Annotated in this window: 13 protein-coding genes; 6 read left to right on the top strand and 7 right to left on the bottom strand. The window is 72.6% G+C overall.

The features are described 5' to 3' along the window. Positions 1-6 precede the first annotated feature (6 nt). Positions 7-1,182 carry a winged helix-turn-helix domain-containing protein gene (locus tag AQJ11_RS00065; protein WP_059261410.1) on the top strand — a complete coding sequence of 392 codons (1,176 nt, stop codon included), beginning with the start codon at positions 7-9 and terminating at the stop codon, positions 1,180-1,182. Between the two features lie 3 nt (positions 1,183-1,185). On the opposite strand, the gene AQJ11_RS00060 is transcribed toward AQJ11_RS00065, so the two are convergent. The 7 genes from AQJ11_RS00060 to mtnA form a co-directional block, all read right to left on the bottom strand. Next, positions 1,186-1,929, bottom strand: a complete 744-nt coding sequence (locus AQJ11_RS00060; RefSeq protein ID WP_014673072.1) for a response regulator — start codon at positions 1,927-1,929, stop codon at positions 1,186-1,188. 204 nt (positions 1,930-2,133) lie between these two features. Beyond that, the gene (hpf, locus tag AQJ11_RS00055) at positions 2,134-2,832 is read right to left on the bottom strand and encodes a ribosome hibernation-promoting factor, HPF/YfiA family (RefSeq protein ID WP_058080764.1); all 699 of its coding nucleotides are present in this window, start codon (positions 2,830-2,832) and stop codon (positions 2,134-2,136) included. A 311-nt stretch (positions 2,833-3,143) separates the two neighbouring features. Then, a complete protein-coding gene (locus AQJ11_RS00050; protein WP_059261409.1) occupies positions 3,144-4,070 on the bottom strand; it encodes a ComF family protein in 927 nt (308 codons plus the stop codon). 161 nt (positions 4,071-4,231) lie between these two features. Then, the gene (locus AQJ11_RS00045; RefSeq protein WP_208616410.1) at positions 4,232-6,064 is read right to left on the bottom strand and encodes an LpqB family beta-propeller domain-containing protein; all 1,833 of its coding nucleotides are present in this window, start codon (positions 6,062-6,064) and stop codon (positions 4,232-4,234) included. Continuing rightward, entirely contained in the window at positions 6,054-8,165 is a 2,112-nt protein-coding gene (mtrB, locus tag AQJ11_RS00040; protein ID WP_208616409.1) for an MtrAB system histidine kinase MtrB, read from the bottom strand. The genes AQJ11_RS00045 and mtrB overlap by 11 nt, the downstream gene beginning before the upstream one ends. Before the next feature lies 1 nt (position 8,166). After that, a complete protein-coding gene (gene mtrA, locus AQJ11_RS00035) occupies positions 8,167-8,856 on the bottom strand; it encodes a two-component system response regulator MtrA (RefSeq protein ID WP_005316841.1) in 690 nt (229 codons plus the stop codon). A gap of 118 nt (positions 8,857-8,974) precedes the next feature. Then, entirely contained in the window at positions 8,975-10,120 is a 1,146-nt protein-coding gene (mtnA, locus tag AQJ11_RS00030; RefSeq protein WP_041665234.1) for an S-methyl-5-thioribose-1-phosphate isomerase, read from the bottom strand. 140 nt (positions 10,121-10,260) lie between these two features. Here mtnA and AQJ11_RS00025 point away from each other — a divergent pair, with 140 nt between their 5' ends. Genes AQJ11_RS00025 through AQJ11_RS00005 form a run of 5 tightly spaced genes read left to right on the top strand, consistent with a single transcriptional unit; the run spans position 10,261 to position 15,916 of the window. Beyond that, on the top strand, positions 10,261-11,631 hold the full coding sequence (locus AQJ11_RS00025) for a glycerophosphoryl diester phosphodiesterase membrane domain-containing protein (protein WP_059261407.1): 1,371 nt from the start codon (positions 10,261-10,263) through the stop codon (positions 11,629-11,631). A 4-nt stretch (positions 11,632-11,635) separates the two neighbouring features. Next, positions 11,636-12,424 carry a DUF4129 domain-containing protein gene (locus AQJ11_RS00020; protein ID WP_398779964.1) on the top strand — a complete coding sequence of 263 codons (789 nt, stop codon included), beginning with the start codon at positions 11,636-11,638 and terminating at the stop codon, positions 12,422-12,424. After that, positions 12,421-13,617 carry a DUF4350 domain-containing protein gene (locus AQJ11_RS00015; protein WP_059261406.1) on the top strand — a complete coding sequence of 399 codons (1,197 nt, stop codon included), beginning with the start codon at positions 12,421-12,423 and terminating at the stop codon, positions 13,615-13,617. The genes AQJ11_RS00020 and AQJ11_RS00015 overlap by 4 nt, the downstream gene beginning before the upstream one ends. After that, positions 13,617-14,606, top strand: a complete 990-nt coding sequence (locus tag AQJ11_RS00010; protein WP_107120758.1) for an AAA family ATPase — start codon at positions 13,617-13,619, stop codon at positions 14,604-14,606. Before AQJ11_RS00015 ends, AQJ11_RS00010 begins: the two co-directional genes overlap by 1 nt. After that, positions 14,606-15,916, top strand: a complete 1,311-nt coding sequence (locus tag AQJ11_RS00005) for a DUF58 domain-containing protein (RefSeq protein ID WP_059261404.1) — start codon at positions 14,606-14,608, stop codon at positions 15,914-15,916. Before AQJ11_RS00010 ends, AQJ11_RS00005 begins: the two co-directional genes overlap by 1 nt. Positions 15,917-15,963: the final 47 nt, after the last annotated feature.

The raw sequence follows: 15,963 nt of genomic DNA, 5'->3' as shown, positions 1-15,963 counted from the left end.
CGACGCATGACGACCCTTCCGCGCCCGACCACCACTCTCACCGCGGACGACGCCCGCCGGATCGCCCTGCGGGCCCAGGGCCTGCTCGGCGCGCCCGACCGGCGCGCGGGCGTCCGCGGGGTGCTGCGCCACCTCGGCGCGGTCCAGCTCGACACGATCTCGGTGCTCGCCCGCTCCCACGAACTCGTGCCCTACGCCCGGCTGGGCGCGGTCGGCCGCAAGGCCGTGGAGGCCGCGTACTGGACCGACGCCCACGCCTTCGAGTACTGGTCGCACGCGGCCTGCATCCTCCCCATCGAGGAGTGGCCGCACTTCGCCTTCCGCCGCCGCGCCTACCGGGACCGGCCGCACTGGCATCACGAACTCCCCGACGGCGCCTACGACCAGGTCATCAAGCAGCTCCGCGCGGAGGGCCCGCTGACCGCCACCGAACTGGGCGGCGCGAAGAAGACGAACGACTGGTGGGACTGGTCGGGCGCGAAGGTCGCCGTGGAGCGCGCGCTGATGTACGGCGAGGTGGTGTGCGTGGAGCGGCGCGGCTGGAAGCGGGTGTACGACCTGGCCGAGCGCGCCGTCCCGGCCGCGCTGCTCCACGACGAGCTGGACGACTCCGAGTGCCTGCGCCGTCTGGTCCGGCTGGCGGGCGAGTCGCTCGGGGTCGGCACGCGCGCGGACATCGCCGACTATCACCGTCTCAAGGCCGAGCAGGTCGACGCGGTGATCGCGGACTCGGGCCTGGTGCCGGTCGAGGTCGAGGGCTGGGGCAAGCCGGCCTGGGCGGACCCGGCGGCCCTGGTGACGCCGCCGCGCGGCCGGCACCGCACCACGCTGCTGTCGCCGTTCGACTCGCTGATCTGGGAGCGGGCGCGCACGGAGCGGATCTTCGGCTTCACCCACCGGCTGGAGGCGTACGTCCCCAGGCCCAAGCGGGTCCACGGCTACTTCGCGATGCCGGTTCTTGCGGGCGGCCGGCTGGTCGGGCGTGTCGACCCGGCCCGGGAGGGCCGCACGCTGGTGGCCAAGCAGGTCACCCTGGACGGAGTGAAGGCGGTCCCGGCGGTGGCCCAGGCCCTGGTCGAGGCGGCGACGTGGGTGGACTGCACCGACGTCCGCGTCGAGCGCGTGGACGCACCCGAGCTGCGCGAGCCCCTGGACAGGGAACTCGCCGGGCTGCTCGGCTAGGCGCTAGCGGATCTCCAGGATCTTCTCCCGCATCGCGTAGACCACGGCCTCCATCCGGGAGTGCAGTTGCAGCTTCTCCAGGATGTTGCGGACGTGGTTCTTCACGGTGTTCTCGGAGATGAACAGTTCCTTGGCGATGTCCCGGTTGTTCATGCCCGTGGCGACGAGCTTGAGGACCTCCAGCTCCCGGTCGGTCAGCCGGGGCGCGGGCACCAGCCGGCGTTCGTCGGTGCGCTGGATCATCGACTTGAACTCGGTGAGGAGTTTCGACGCCATCGACGGGCTGATCTGCGACTGTCCGTCGGCCACCGCGCGAATGGCGGTGGCCACCTCGTCGGTCGAGATCTCCTTGAGGAGGTATCCGGTCGCGCCCGCCTTGATCGCGTCGTAGAGGTCGGCCTCCTCGTCGCTGATCGTCAGCATGATGATCTTCGCGCTGGGGGCGACCTCCTTGATGGAGGTGCAGGCCTCGATCCCGCCGCGCTTGGGCATGCGAACGTCCATCAGCACGATGTCGGGCAGCAGGTCGGCGGCCTTGTCGACGGCCTCGGCCCCGTCGCCCGCCTCACCGACGACCTGGATGTCCTCCTCGGCCGCGAGCACGATCTCCAGGCCGCGCCGGAAGAGGGCGTGGTCGTCCACAACCAGGACTCTGATCGGCTCGCGCGACGAGCCCGCGTCCGGGTCCCTGCCGATGACATGGTCGTCGGCGTCCCCGTCCCGCATCGGTCCGAAGGTGTCCGCCATCGTTCCTCCCCCTGAAGGCTGTGGCCTGTGGTCCTGTGCCATCGCCAACCCAAGGCAGCGGCCCACCGGTTGGGCCGGTGCGGCCATGATTTCATGCCCGGGCGGCACCGAGGTGACATGCGGGGCGCGAAGTGGTCGCACACCGGTGCCCCTGGGGGCGCACACGCGCTCCAGGGGCACCCGCACAGCTTCAGCCGGGAGGGATCAGCCGCCCAGCGTGCCACCCGCCGCGGGGGGCTGCGCCTGCGCCTCGGCGATCATCGGGTCGGTGCTGAGGTGGATCACGCCGTAGTCGTAGGCGTGTCGCCGGTAGACGACGCTGGGTTCCTTCGTCTCGGAGTCGACGAACAAGTAGAAGTCGTGGCCGACCAGTTCCATCTCGTAGAGGGCCTGGTCGAGCGTCATCGGGGAGGCGACGTGGGTCTTCTCGCGGACGACCAGGGGGCCTTCACCCTTGATCTCCAGCGAACCGATCTTCTTGGTCGGCACTCCGTCCGTCTCCTCCTCGTGGACGGGGAGGCCGCTGCCGTTCAGTGTCGCCGCGCCGGGGACGTGGTCGGGGACCTCTGCCGCGGAGATCCGGCGTGCGCCACGGCGCGAGAACCGCTTGTCGTGCTGCTTGCGCAGCCGGGCGTCCAGCTTCTCCGCCGCCAGATCGAGCGCCGCGTACGGATCGCTGGCCGCTGCCTCCGCCCGGATCACCGGACCGCGGGAGCGGAGCGTGATCTCCACTCGGTCACAGCGGTCGGCCTGTCGGGGGTTCGGCTCCTTGGACACCTCGACGTCGAGGCTGATCACCTTGGCATCGAGCCTCTGGATCTTCTCCAGCTTCAGCTTCTCGGCCACGTGCTTGCGGAACCGCTCGGGCACCTCGGTCTTGCGGCCCTTGACGACGATGTCCACGCAGAACTCCGTTCCCGGATCGCTCCGCTGCGTCGGCGGAGCATCTCCCTTTCGCACCAGGTCCGGTGATCACCGGACCTCGGACTCGGTGACTTCCACCTCCTCCTCCCCCATGGGCGAGATCTCCACCCCACCGGTGCGGGTGATTGCAGAAAACCCGCAGCGCGGCAATCGGATATGAGAGGTGTGGCCTGCGCCTTTCCTCACACCCGAACATATCTCGCCCGGACGGATGTCGTCACCCTCTACTGCGACGTACCTCCATTCAGGTGAATTCCCCTGTCACTAGCTGGAACGATGCACGTTGACGATCAGTTCCTGTTCATTTCGAAAGAATCGTGAGGAGCTGCGATCACGGCGGCATGGAGGATCCGCCGCAGGGCGTTCGGCACCGCATTTTCCGGTGCACTATGCACCGACTCCCTTCTCCCCGGCGGTGCACCGATCCGTCGTTCCTCCCTACCTTCCCGAGTTGCGGCCTCATACACGGCCGTCCTGCCCTCGGGACGGGACAGGCCCGCCTCCCGCAGGGCCCGCGCCGCCTCCGCGAGGCTGGCGCCCGTCGTCATCAGGTCATCGACGAGCACGACGGGGCCCGCGCCGAGCAGCCGGCCGCCTCCCGGACTGACCTCCAGCGCCCCGGCGAGGTTCTCCAGACGCCGCCGTGCGTCCAGCCCCGCCTGGTCGGCCACGGCCCGCCGTTGGCGCAGCACGGCCGCCATCCGGGCCGCCGTCCCGGTGCGCCGCAGCTCGCCCGCCGCCGCGAGCGCCATCCGCCGCACCGGATCGTGCCCACGCGCCCGCACGGCCCACCGGGCGGAGGGCACGGGAACCAGCAGCACGGGCCCGCGCCCCGGCCACCCGGCCGACCCGGCGCCGGCGTGGGCACCGCGGTCCGCGCCGGCGTGGGCACCGCCGCCCGGGCGGACACCGGCACCCCCGTCCGCGCCCAGGCTCGCCCGCACGGCTCCCGCCAGCGCCGTGCCCAGCGCTCCCGTGAGCGTCAGCGCACCCCGTTCCTTGTGCGCGAGCAGCAGCGCGCGCACCTCGGCCGCGTAGGGAGCCACCGCGTGCACCACCGGCAGCCCGGCCGGCTCCGGCACCGGCCGCACCCGCCGCGCCGCGCTCCCGTGCAGCGTAGCCCGGCACCGCGGGCAGAGCGCCGTACGAGGTGCACCGCAGCCCGCGCAGTCGGCCGGCAGCACCAGGTCGGTGAGGTCCTGCCACCACCCCCGCATGACCACCACTGTGCCAACGCGACGGCGGGTCGGCCACCCCTGTGGACAACGCCCTGTGGATAACTCGGCGCGCGACTACGGGAGGGACGTTCTGCTCTGAGCCGTCCCGCGCGTGTCCGTCTCGCGCTCAGCGCGGGTACACCGCCTCAGCCGTCCCGCGCTCAGCCCGGATAGACCGGCGCCGACCCGTCCTTGTCGACCTTCTGCCACTGCGCCCCGGACGGCAGTCGTACGATCCCGTCCTCCGAGTAGGCCACCAGCGGCACCCGCTCGTCCTCGGACGCGGCGATCGCCTTGACGCTGGTGAGCGCGCCCGGTGCCGGGCCGTCGAGGGTGGAGCCGTCGACCTGGACGTACCGCATCTGCTGCACGCCCCCCTGCTCCTGGCCGACGACCAGCAGCCTGCTGTCCCCGGCCCAGGAGATGGCGCTGACCTGCTCCAGGTCGGGTGCCGCCGACCGCAGTCCGTCCACCGAGATGCCCTGCCCGGTTCCGTCGTCGCGCTGGATCCGCCCGATGAAGAGGGACTGCTTGCCGTCCTTCTCCACGACCAGCGCGATCCGTGCCCCGTCGGCGGCCACCCGCGCGTCCTCGATCTGGCCGGACAGGTCCGGGACGGCGACCGGCTCCGGCTTGTCGGCGCCCTGCTCCAGGACGAACAGCCGCGGCCGGTGCGGGTCGCGGTCGGCCACCCACAGATCGCCGCGGGCGTCCCAGCTCGGCGTGGCGAGCCGGTGATCGGGAGTCGTACCGGCGCTGGTCAGCAGCGGATCACCGAGCGAACCGTCCGACGCCAGCGACGCCACGTACAGCGTCCTGCCCTCGTCGCCGACCCCGGCCGCGGTGTGCTCGTCCCGCGACACCGCCACCGACTGCAAGCCCCTGCCGCTCTCGCCCAGCGGACCCGGCACCGGCACGGACGCCGTCCCGGTGCTCCCGGTCTGCATCCGCACCATCCGGTGCTTGCCGTCGAGGAAGTACAGGTAATCGGGACGCTTGGACGACCCGTGCCAGGCGACGGACTCGGCGCGCTCCCCGTTCAGTTCGCACAGCCGGTCGCCGCCGGTCCCCCGCAGCTCGACGGAGTCCAGCGTCGGCGCCAGGTTCCGCAGGGTGAACAGCATCTGCGTCGCCATCTCGGTGCACTTGCCCTGCGCCACCCGGGACGGCTTGAGGTTCAGCGGCACCGTCAGCTTGTTCTGGTCGTCCGGTGCCAGCCCGGAGACACCCTTCTGCAACGCCGTACCGGTCGGGAAGCTCGACCTGACCACCGGTCCGAGCCATGTCGTGGGACCGTTCAGCAGCGAGCGGACCAGCTGGGTCATCGGGTCGACCTTGCTGCGCACGAACACCGGGTCGGCGACCGCCACCGGCTGGCCGCTCGCCCCGACGGACGCGTCGGAGGCGAAGTAGTACTTGTCGACGGACCTGTAGTTGCGCTGGAAGTCCGACTTGCCCATGACGACCCCGTTGGGCAGCCCGTCGATGCGCCACTGCCCGTTCTTCGGGTCCTTCGCGAGGTGCAGCTTCTTGCGGTAGGTGCCGTCGGCGGGCTGGTAGGCCTGCCGCTCGTCGACCGTGGCGACCTGGCTGCCGGCCAGCACGCAGGTGACGCTGTTGATCTCCTCCCGGCCGCCCGGACGGCAGTCGGTCTCGATGGTCGGACCGTTCGCGAGGACGGTGGTCGACTGCTCGGGCCGCCAGGTGCGGGCCGCGTCGGCCGTCAGGTACTTGCGAGCCGTGTCATATCCCGGGTCGTCGCTGGTCAGCGCCTCCAGGAAGCCCTGCATGATCTCGCCCGGACCGGCGCCGTCGGCCGGCGGCATGGCGAACACCCGGACTCCGGTGTCCTGCCGCGGCGTGGACTCCACGTCCCGCAGGTCCCCGCTGTCGGGCATCGAGGCACAACCGGCCAGCAGTACGACACCCAAGGCGGCGTACGCCACCGCGCGCCACGACCGCCGCCGTGCGCCCCCCTCGCGGTCAGCGGCCACGAAATGCCTCCCCTGGCTCGGTCGAGTCCTCCGGCGTGGCCGCGTCCGGCCGGCCCGCGTGCGCGCCGGGCGCCGGACGCGCGGCGGTCCCGTCGACCGGACGCCGTGCGCCGGCGGTGGGCCGGGGCACGACGCGCGCGCCGTTGCCGTTGCCGGGCAGCGCACTCGGGTCGACGGCCGGGGTGGCAGCGGCCAGCCGCGGCGCGATCTCCGCCCGCGGCGGCAGCGTGGGCGCCTGGACGCCGTTCTGCTGCACCGGAACGGTCGCCCGCTTCTCCTCGCCCGCCCTGGGCAGGCCGGCGTCGTCGAGGCCGCGGTTGCGGCGGGAGTCCTTGGGCTCCAGCGGTATCGGCGAGCCCCGCAGCGGCTCGTCCGCCGTCCTCGGCAGCGTCAGCCGGAACTGGGAGCCACCGCCCGGCTCGCCCCACGCCTGCAACCAGCCACCGTGCAGCCGCGCGTCCTCCAGGGCGATCGACAGCCCGAGGCCGGTACCACCGGTGGTACGCGCGCGTGCCGGGTCGGCCCGCCAGAAACGGCTGAAGACCCGGGTCGCCTCACCGGGCTTGAGTCCTACCCCGTAGTCCCGCACCGCGACGGCCACGGCTCCGCCCGCGGCGGCCAGCTTGACGACGACGTCCTTGCCCTCGCCGTGCTCGACGGCGTTGACGACGAGGTTGCGCAGGATCCGCTCCACTCGCCGGGCGTCCGCCTCGGCGACGACGGGCTGCTGGTCACCGAGCACCCGTATGCGCGTGCCCTTGCGCTCGGCGAGCGGCTCGGCACCGCTGACGACCCGCCGGACGACCTCCCTGAGGTCTATCGGCTCGGCCTCCAGCGCCGCCGCCCCTGCGTCGAAACGGCTGATCTCCAGCAGGTCGGCGAGCAGCGACTCGAACCTGTCCAGCTGGTCGGCGAGCAGCTCGGCCGACCGCGCGGTGACCGGATCGAAGTCCTCGCGCGCCTCGTGGATGACGTCCGCGGCCATCCGGACGGTGGTCAGCGGGGTGCGCAGCTCGTGCGAGACGTCGGAGACGAACCGCCGCTGCATCCGCGACAGGTCCTCCAACTGCTGGATCTTGCCCTGCAAGTTCTGCGCCATCTTGTTGAAGGCCTCGCCCAGGCGCGCGATGTCGTCCTCGCCGGTGACCTTCATCCGCTCCTGCAACCGCCCGGCCGACAACCGCTCCGCGATCCCGGCCGCCATCCGCACCGGCGTGACGACCTGCCGCACCACCAGCCAGGCGATCGCGCCGAGCAGGACGACGACGAACAGCCCCGCGGTGGCGAGCGTGCCCTTGACCAGGCTCAGGGACTTCTCCTCCTGCGTGAGCGGGAAGAGGTAGTACAGCTCGTACGGGCGGCCGTTGGGGTCGTTGACCTGCTTGCCGATGACGAGCCCCGGCTGCGAGTCCTTGCCGCCGAAGTAGACGATCCGCGTGTTGCTCTGGACGGCCGACGTACCGCTGTTGACCCGCTCGCGCAGAGCGACCGGCACGCTGGACGTCGGATTGACGTTCCCGGAGCCGCGCGGACTGCGTCCGCCACCGCTGTCGTCGCCCACGGGCAGCGTCACCACGTCGAAGGCGCCCGCGCCGCCGCTGGACAGCGACTCCACGAGGTCGCTCATCCACTGGATGACGTTCTGCGACTGCCGCCCGTCCCCGGTCGCCGTGCCGTCAGCGGTACCGGCCCCGGCTCCCGCACCGGCCCCGCCGGCCGCCTCGTCGGCCTTCTGCTTGGCCACCGCGAACCCGCCCGTGGCCTGGCTCTGCGACGCCTTGACCTTCGCGTCGAGCAGGCCGTTGCGCACCTGCCCGATCACGACGAAGCCCAGCAGCAGAACGACGCCGAGCGACATCAGCAGGGTGGTGGCGACGACCCTGAGCTGGATGTTGCGCCGCCACAGCCGCATCACCGGCAGCAGCGGACGGCGCACCCAGCGCAGGAACAGGCGAAGGACCGGGCTGCCCTGGACCCCGCCCTCAAGCAGCCCGCCGTCGAACATGGCCCGCCAGCGCGCACCCGCCGCCGTCCGGCCGACAGGCCGCCCCGGACGGGCCCCAGAACCGCCGGGAGCCGAAGCGGCGCTGTCCCCGGACATGTCAGCTCGGTCCCGCCTTGTAACCGACACCACGGACGGTCACCACGATCTCCGGCCGCTCCGGGTCCTTCTCGACCTTGGAGCGCAGCCGCTGGACGTGCACGTTGACGAGCCGCGTGTCGGCCGCGTGCCGGTAGCCCCACACCTGCTCCAGCAGCACCTCACGGGTGAACACCTGCCAGGGCTTGCGCGCGAGCGCGACCAGCAGGTCGAACTCCAGCGGGGTCAGCGCTATCGACTGCCCGTCCCGCTTCACCGAGTGCCCGGCGACATCGATGACCAGGTCACCGATGGTGAGCTGCTCCGGCGCCGGCTCCTCCGACCTGCGCAGCCGCGCCCGGATCCGGGCCACCAGCTCCTTCGGCTTGAACGGCTTGACGATGTAGTCGTCGGCGCCCGATTCCAGGCCCACGACGACATCGACGGTGTCGCTCTTGGCCGTGAGCATCACGATCGGCACACCGGACTCCGCCCGGATCAGCCGGCACACCTCGATGCCGTCCCGTCCGGGCAGCATCAGGTCGAGCAGCACCAGATCGGGCTTCGCCTCACGGAAAGCGGCCAGCGCCTTGTCGCCGTCGGCTACGAAAGACGGCTCAAAACCTTCACCACGCAGCACGATGCCGAGCATCTCGGCCAGTGCGGTGTCGTCGTCGACGACAAGGACTCGTCCCTTCATAAACGACATCATCCCATTCTCATAACAGCGACAGGCGCCCTGGTGAGGGAGGTCACTGGCCGGTGACGATAGTCGTACGGGGCCGTCACTGTCTGCCCCTGTCCGTCGACGACGCTGCCGGGCACCGACGTCAACTAGACGCCTGCGGGGCCCCGGCGGGAGCCCGGGCGCACAGTTCCGCGAGCGCCTCGGCCGTCACGGGCGAGACCACTCCCTCCTCGGTGACGATCGCTGTCACCAGTTCGGGCGGGGTCACGTCGAACGCCGGGTTGTACGCCTGCGTCCCCAGCGGTGCCATCGGAATCCCGCCTCCTGCTCCCGCCGCCTGGGGCGCCGCCACCTCGGTCACCTCGAAGCCGGGACGCTGCTCGATCTCGATGGACGCCCCGTCGGGAGTGCCCGGGTCGACCGTCGTCAGCGGCGCCACCACGATGAACGGCACATGGTGGTACCGGGCGAGCACGGCGAGCGGATAGCTCCCCACCTTGTTCGCCACCGAACCGTCGGCCGCGATCCGGTCCGCTCCGATCAGCACCGCGTCCACCTCACCCGCCGCGAACAGGGAACCCGCCGCGTTGTCCGTGAGCAGGGTGTACGCCATACCGCTGCGGGCCGCTTCGTACGCCGTCAGGCGAGCGCCTTGCAGCAGCGGACGCGTCTCGTCCACCCACAGCCGCCGCAGCCGGCCCGCCCGGTGCGCGGCGAGGGCCACCGCGAAGGCCGTGCCCTCCCCGCCCGACACCAGCGACCCCGTGTTGCAGTGGGTCAGGATCCGGTGCCCGCCGCCGGACAGCAACTCGTCCAGCAGCGCCAGGCCGTGGGCCGCCATCCTGGCACTGGCCTCGGCATCCTCCTGGTGCAGCGCCCGCGCCGCGGCCAGCGCCGCCACGGCGGCCGCGGTCGGGTCGCCGGTCCGGGCCAGCTCCGCCTGGTGCGCCGCCCGCGCCCGGCGCACCCCGACGGACAGGTTCACCGCGGTGGGCCTGGCCTCTTCGAGCGCCCGCGCGGCCTCGGCCACGTCGAAGCCCCGCGCGGCGGCGAGCGCGACACCGTACGCCCCCGCGATCCCGAGCAGCGGCGCCCCGCGCACGGCGAGCGAACGGATCGCCTCCACCAGCGCCGCCGCGTCCGTGCACACCAACTCGACCTCTTCGGCCGGAAGCCTCGTCTGATCAAGAAGGACCAGTACGGGACCTTCTGGTGGTTCCTCCCATCGGATCGCCGGTATCTCGGTCGGCCGCTTGTCCCCGCCCGTTCGCGCCTGCTGATCAACCATGCCGTCAGTCTGCCCCGGATCCGGCGGACAATTGAAGGCATCCAGCCCCCACCGTGGCCGATCCCCCGGTGACCAGGCCATGGCACGATGGCTGCCAACCTGCCGCCGCGACCGCGGACGGGCACCGAGAAGGAGCTTCGATGACTGACACTCCGGGCTGGGCCTCGCCCGGATCCGCCCCGTCGTCCGAGGGGCGGGAACCCGGTGCGTCCGGCCCCGCCGAGCCCGCAGACCGCCCCGGCCCCAGCGAACCCGCGCCGCAGCCGGGCACGGACCCGCAGGGCCCAGGCTCGAAGTGGTCCACGGCGCAGCCGCCGGCCGGCCAGTGGTCCGCGCCCACCGGTGCCCCGAGCCCGAACCAGGCACCCCCGCCCCCACCACCCGGCCCGGGCTGGGGCGGCGGGCAGCCCGGCGGCCCCGGCCCCGGCGGCTACGGTGCCCCCGGCGGGTACGGCGGCCCCCCTCCCGGCTACGGCGGTTACGGCACCCCGGGCGGCTACCCCGCCTGGGGCGGCGGCTGGGGAGGCCCCCCGCCGGCGGCCAAGCCCGGCGTCATCCCGCTGCGCCCGCTCGGCGTCGGCGAGATCCTCGACGGTGCCGTCTCCACCATGCGCACCTACTGGCGCACGGTCCTCGGCATCGCGCTGGCCGTCGCCGTCGTCACGGACACCTGCCTGGTCCTCGTCCAGGGCTTCTTCGTCAACGACGCCCTCGCCCGCACATCGCTCGACACCCGCACCGCCACCCTCGACGACGCCTACCGCTCCCTGCGCGATTCCATGATCGGCACCGGCATCGTCACGGTGATCTCCGCAGCCGCCGTCATCGTGGCCACCGCCCTGCTCACGACCATCACCAGCCGCGCCGTGCTCGGCAGGCCGGTCAGCACCGGCGAGGCCTGGCGCGAGGCCCGTCCGCAGATCCCGAAGCTGGCCGGACTGCTCATCCTGCTCGGCCTGATCACCATCGGAGTGATCGTCGCCGGCGCACTGCCCGGCTTCCTGGTCCTGCTGAGCGGCGGCAGCGACGCCGGCGGGGCCGCCCTGTTCGCCCTGGGCATCCTCGGAGGAGTCGTCGTCGCGGTGTGGCTGGCCATCCGCTACTACCTGGCCGCTCCCGCCCTGATGCTGGAACGCCAGAGCGTCACCAAGGCCATGAGCCGCTCCGCCAAGCTGGTGTGCGGCTCCTGGTGGCGCGTCTTCGGCATCCAGCTGCTCGCCTGGCTCATCGCCAACATCGTCTCGGCCATCGTCACCATCCCCTTCGCCCTCGTCGGCACCGCCGTCAGCGGTGACGGCATGGACGACTTCCTCGGCACCAGCGGCGGACACGTCGGCTGGGCGTTCCTGATCATCCGGGGCATCGGCTCCCTGATCGGTACCACGCTCACCCTCCCGATCAGCGCCGGCGTCACCGTGCTCCTCTACATCGACCAGCGGATCCGCCGCGAGGCCCTCGACCTCGAACTGGCCCGCGCCGCCGGCGTCCCCGGCCCCGTCCCCGGGAGCTGATGCGGTGAGCCTCTCGGGGGGAGTTCTCACGGTGGCGCCCCCACCGGGCGCCGCCACCGCGGTCGCGGGCCGGCTGCTGCGTGCGACGGACCGGGTCGTGCTGGCGGCCGGCGGCTCGGGAGACGAGCCACCGGTGACCATCGGGCGCGATCCCGCACGCGAGGCGGCCCGGCGCGAGCTGTCCAAGGGCATGTACCACGAGAACGACCCCAGCCTGTTCCAGCGTGCCCTGAACGCGTTCTGGGACTGGCTCGACCGCGCCCTCGGCTCGGCTGCGTCGGCGACCCCCGGCGGCGCGGTCGGCCTGGCCGTCGTCATCCTGTTCGTCGTCGCCGTCCTGGCCGCCCTGTGGTGGCGCCTGGGCACCCCCCACCGCCGGCCCGCCACGGCAGCCGTCCTCTTCGACGAGCGCCCCCGCAGCGCCGCCGAACACCGCGCCGCCAGCGAGGCCCACGCGGCCCAGGGCCACTGGAACCAGGCCGTCCAGGAACGCATGCGGGCCCTCGTCCGCTCCCTGGAGGAACGGGCCCTGCTCGACGTACGCCCCGGCCGCACCGCCGACGAAGCAGCCGCCGAGGCCGGACGCGTCCTGCCCGCGCACACCGACCGACTGCGCGCCGCCGCCCGTGAGTTCGACGACGTCACATACGGCGGACGCACGGCCGGCGAGCCGTCGTACCACCGCCTCGCCGAACTCGACCGCGACCTGGAACACACCAGACCGGCCCTCGCCAACAGCCCCGCCAGCGCCACCACCAAGGCCCAGAACACCCGCCAGGGGGCCGCCGAGTGACCACCGAGGCCGCCCCGGCGACCACCTCCACCGCGCCCTCCGGCCGCCGGCTGTGGACCCGGACACGAGGCATCGCACTCGCCGTCGTCCTGCTTCTGGCCGCGGCCGTCGCCATGGCCGCCGTACGCTCCACCACCCGCCACGGCGACCTGGACCCGCGCTCGCCCGACCCCTACGGCAGCCGCGCCGTCGCCCGACTCCTGGCCGAGCGAGGCGTCTCCACCCGCGTGGTCACCACCCTCGGGGCGGCCCGCGCCGCCACCGGCCCGGACACCACCCTGCTCGTCGCCGTACCCGACCTGCTGACCCACCGCCAGCAGACCCAGCTGCACGCGGCAACCGCGTCCTCCGGCGGGCGGACCGTCCTCATCGCGGCCGGCAGCTGGTCCGTCGAACGGCTCGCCCCCGGGGTCGCCGCGGACCCCGCCACCAGCGACAGCTCCACCCTCGACCCGGACTGCACACTGCCCGAAGCCCGGCGCGCGGGCCCCGCCGACACCGGCGGCACCCGTTACACCACCACCCGCCTCGACGCCGACTCCTGCTACCCCAGCGAGCGCCTCGCCACCCTGCTGCGTGTCCCCGCGACCTCCGGAGGCGGTGACACCGTCGTGCTCGGCGCGCCCGACATCCTCTACAACGACCGCCTCGACGAGCAGGGCAACGCCTCGCTCGCCCTGCAACTCCTCGGCTCCCGCCCCCATCTGGTCTGGTACCTCCCCTCGCTGTCCGACGCCTCCGCCACCGAGAACGGCGAGCGGAAGAGCTTCCTGGACCTGCTCCCCTCGGGATGGCTCTGGGCCACCCTGCAACTGTTCATCGCGGCAGCCCTCGCCGCCTTCTGGCGGGCACGCCGCTTCGGCCCCCTCGTGCCCGAGAAACTCCCCGTCGCGATCCGTGCCTCCGAGACCGCCGAAGGCCGCGCCCGCCTCTACCGCAACGCCAACGCCCGCGACCGCGCCGCCGGCGCTCTTCGCTCCGCCACCCGCACCCGCCTCGCCCCCCTCGTCGGCATCCCCGCCACCCAGGCGCACACGCCCGAGGCCCTGCTTCCCGCCCTGTCCGCCCACCTGGCCGGCGACGGACAGGCCCTGCACCCCCTCCTCTTCGGACCGCCACCCGGCGACGACGCGGCCCTCATCGCCCTCACCGACCAACTCGACGCCCTCGAAAGAGAGGTACGCCGTTCATGATGGACCCGACCACTGACAACGCCGGGCGGAGCGGGGACCCGGGCGCCGCCCGGGCCTCCCTGGAAGCCCTGCGCGCCGAGATCGCCAAAGCCGTGGTCGGCCAGGACCCCGCCGTGACCGGACTCGTCGTCGCCCTCCTCTGCCGCGGACACGTACTACTAGAAGGAGTCCCCGGGGTCGCCAAAACGTTGCTCGTCCGCGCCCTCGCATCCGCACTCGAACTGGACACCAAGCGCGTCCAGTTCACCCCCGACCTGATGCCGAGCGACGTGACCGGCTCCCTCGTCTACGACACCCGCACCGCCCAGTTCTCCTTCCAGCCCGGCCCGGTCTTCACCAACCTCCTCCTCGCGGACGAGATCAACCGCACCCCGCCCAAAACCCAGTCCTCCCTGCTGGAGGCCATGGAGGAACGCCAGGTCACGGTCGACGGCACCCCCCGCCCGCTCCCCGAGCCCTTCCTCGTCGCCGCGACACAGAACCCGGTCGAGTACGAGGGCACCTATCCCCTCCCCGAAGCCCAACTGGACCGCTTCCTGCTCAAACTGACGATCCCTCTGCCCTCCCGGCAGGACGAGATCGACGTCCTCACCCGGCACGCCTCGGGCTTCAACCCGCGCGACCTGCGCGCCGCCGGCGTACGCCCGGTCGCCGGCCCCGCCGACCTGGAGGCGGCCCGTGCCGCGGTCGCCACGACGGCCGTCTCCCCCGAGATCACCGCCTACGTCGTGGACATCTGCCGCGCCACCCGCGAGTCCCCCTCCCTCACCCTGGGCGTCTCCCCACGCGGCGCCACCGCCCTGCTCGCCACCTCGCGCGCCTGGGCCTGGCTGACCGGCCGCGACTACGTCATCCCCGACGACGTGAAGGCCCTCGCCCTGCCCACGCTGCGCCACCGGGTCCAGCTGCGCCCCGAGGCCGAGATGGAAGGCGTGACCGCGGACTCGGTCATCAACGCGATCCTCGCCCACGTCCCGGTCCCCCGCTGATGGCACTCACCGGACGCGCCGCCCTCCTCGCGGCCCTCGGCTCGATCCCCGTCGGCATCCTGGAACCAAGCTGGACGGGCATCCTCGCGGTCAACGGCCCCCTGGCCCTGGCCTGCGCCTGCGACTACGCACTGGCCGCGCCGGTACGCCGTCTCCAGCTCGCCCGCTCCGGCGACAGCTCCATCCGTCTCGGCGACACCGCCGACGTCACACTCATGGTCACCAACCCGTCCCGCCGCCCGCTGCGGGCACGGCTGCGGGACGCCTGGCCACCGAGCAGCTGGCAGCCAGGCACCGAGATCGACGCCTCCCGGCACCTGCTGACCGTGCCACCGGGCGAGCGTCGGCGCGTGACGACCCGGCTGCGCCCCACCCGCCGCGGCGACCGCCAAGCCGACCGCGTGACGATCCGCTCCTACGGCCCCCTCGGACTCTTCTCCCGCCAGGGCACCCACAAGCTCCCCTGGACAGTACGGGTTCTGCCCCCGTTCACCAGCCGCAAGCACCTCCCGTCGAAACTCGCCCGATTGCGTGAACTCGACGGCCGCACCAGCGTGCTGACCCGTGGGGAGGGAACGGAGTTCGACAGCCTGCGCGAGTACGTCCCCGGTGACGACACCCGCTCGATCGACTGGCGTGCCACGGCCCGGCAGTCGGCCGTCGCCGTCCGCACCTGGCGCCCCGAACGCGACCGCCACATCCTGCTCGTCCTGGACACCGGCCGCACCTCGGCCGGCCGGGTGGGCGACGCACCGCGCCTGGACGCCTCCATGGACGCGGCCCTGCTGCTCGCTGCTCTCGCCTCGCGCGCAGGCGACCGCGTGGCGCTGCTGGCCTTTGACCGCCGGGTCCGTGCCCTGGTCCAGGGACGTGCGGCGGGTGATGTGCTGCCGTCCCTGGTCAATGCGATGGCGACACTGGAGCCGGAACTCGTCGAGACCAACGCTCGCGGCCTCACCGCCACCGCCCTGCGTACCGCGCCTCGCCGCTCCCTGATCGTGCTCCTCACGACGCTGGACGCGGCACCGGTGGAACAGGGACTGCTTCCCGTGCTCCCGCAACTCACTCAACGCCATACCGTTCTGGTCGCCTCGGTGGCGGATCCGCACATTGCCCGTATGGCACAGGCCAGGGGTGACACCGAGGCGGTGTACGAAGCGGCGGCGGCGGCTCAGGCACAGAGCGAGCGCCGGCGCACTGCCGAGCAGCTTCGCCGTCATGGGGTGACGGTGGTGGACGCGACGCCTGAGTATCTGGCGCCGGCGCTTGCGGATGCGTATCTGGCTCTCAAAGCGGCGGGTCGACTCTGAAATGCTTCGACCCGTCGGTGTCCCCTCGGGGACGTCGAATTGCCCGC

This window comes from Streptomyces corchorusii (assembly GCF_001514055.1).
Taxonomy (GTDB): domain Bacteria; phylum Actinomycetota; class Actinomycetes; order Streptomycetales; family Streptomycetaceae; genus Streptomyces; species Streptomyces olivaceoviridis.
The sequence above is the reverse complement of the archived record's forward strand: the minus strand, read 5'-3'. Positions and strand labels throughout refer to the sequence as shown.

Bases quoted from the DNA above. Each gene is read 5' to 3' on its own strand.
- AQJ11_RS00005 (WP_059261404.1), top strand. From the start codon at position 14,606: ATGGCACTCACCGGACGCGCCGCCCTCCTCGCGGCCCTCGGCTCGATC.
- mtrB (WP_208616409.1), bottom strand. From the start codon at position 8,165: ATGTCCGGGGACAGCGCCGCTTCGGCTCCCGGCGGTTCTGGGGCCCGT.
- mtrA (WP_005316841.1), bottom strand. From the start codon at position 8,856: ATGATGTCGTTTATGAAGGGACGAGTCCTTGTCGTCGACGACGACACC.
- AQJ11_RS00060 (WP_014673072.1), bottom strand. From the start codon at position 1,929: ATGGCGGACACCTTCGGACCGATGCGGGACGGGGACGCCGACGACCAT.
- AQJ11_RS00010 (WP_107120758.1), top strand. From the start codon at position 13,617: ATGGACCCGACCACTGACAACGCCGGGCGGAGCGGGGACCCGGGCGCC.
- AQJ11_RS00025 (WP_059261407.1), top strand. From the start codon at position 10,261: ATGACTGACACTCCGGGCTGGGCCTCGCCCGGATCCGCCCCGTCGTCC.
- AQJ11_RS00065 (WP_059261410.1), top strand. From the start codon at position 7: ATGACGACCCTTCCGCGCCCGACCACCACTCTCACCGCGGACGACGCC.
- AQJ11_RS00050 (WP_059261409.1), bottom strand. From the start codon at position 4,070: ATGCGGGGGTGGTGGCAGGACCTCACCGACCTGGTGCTGCCGGCCGAC.
- mtnA (WP_041665234.1), bottom strand. From the start codon at position 10,120: ATGGTTGATCAGCAGGCGCGAACGGGCGGGGACAAGCGGCCGACCGAG.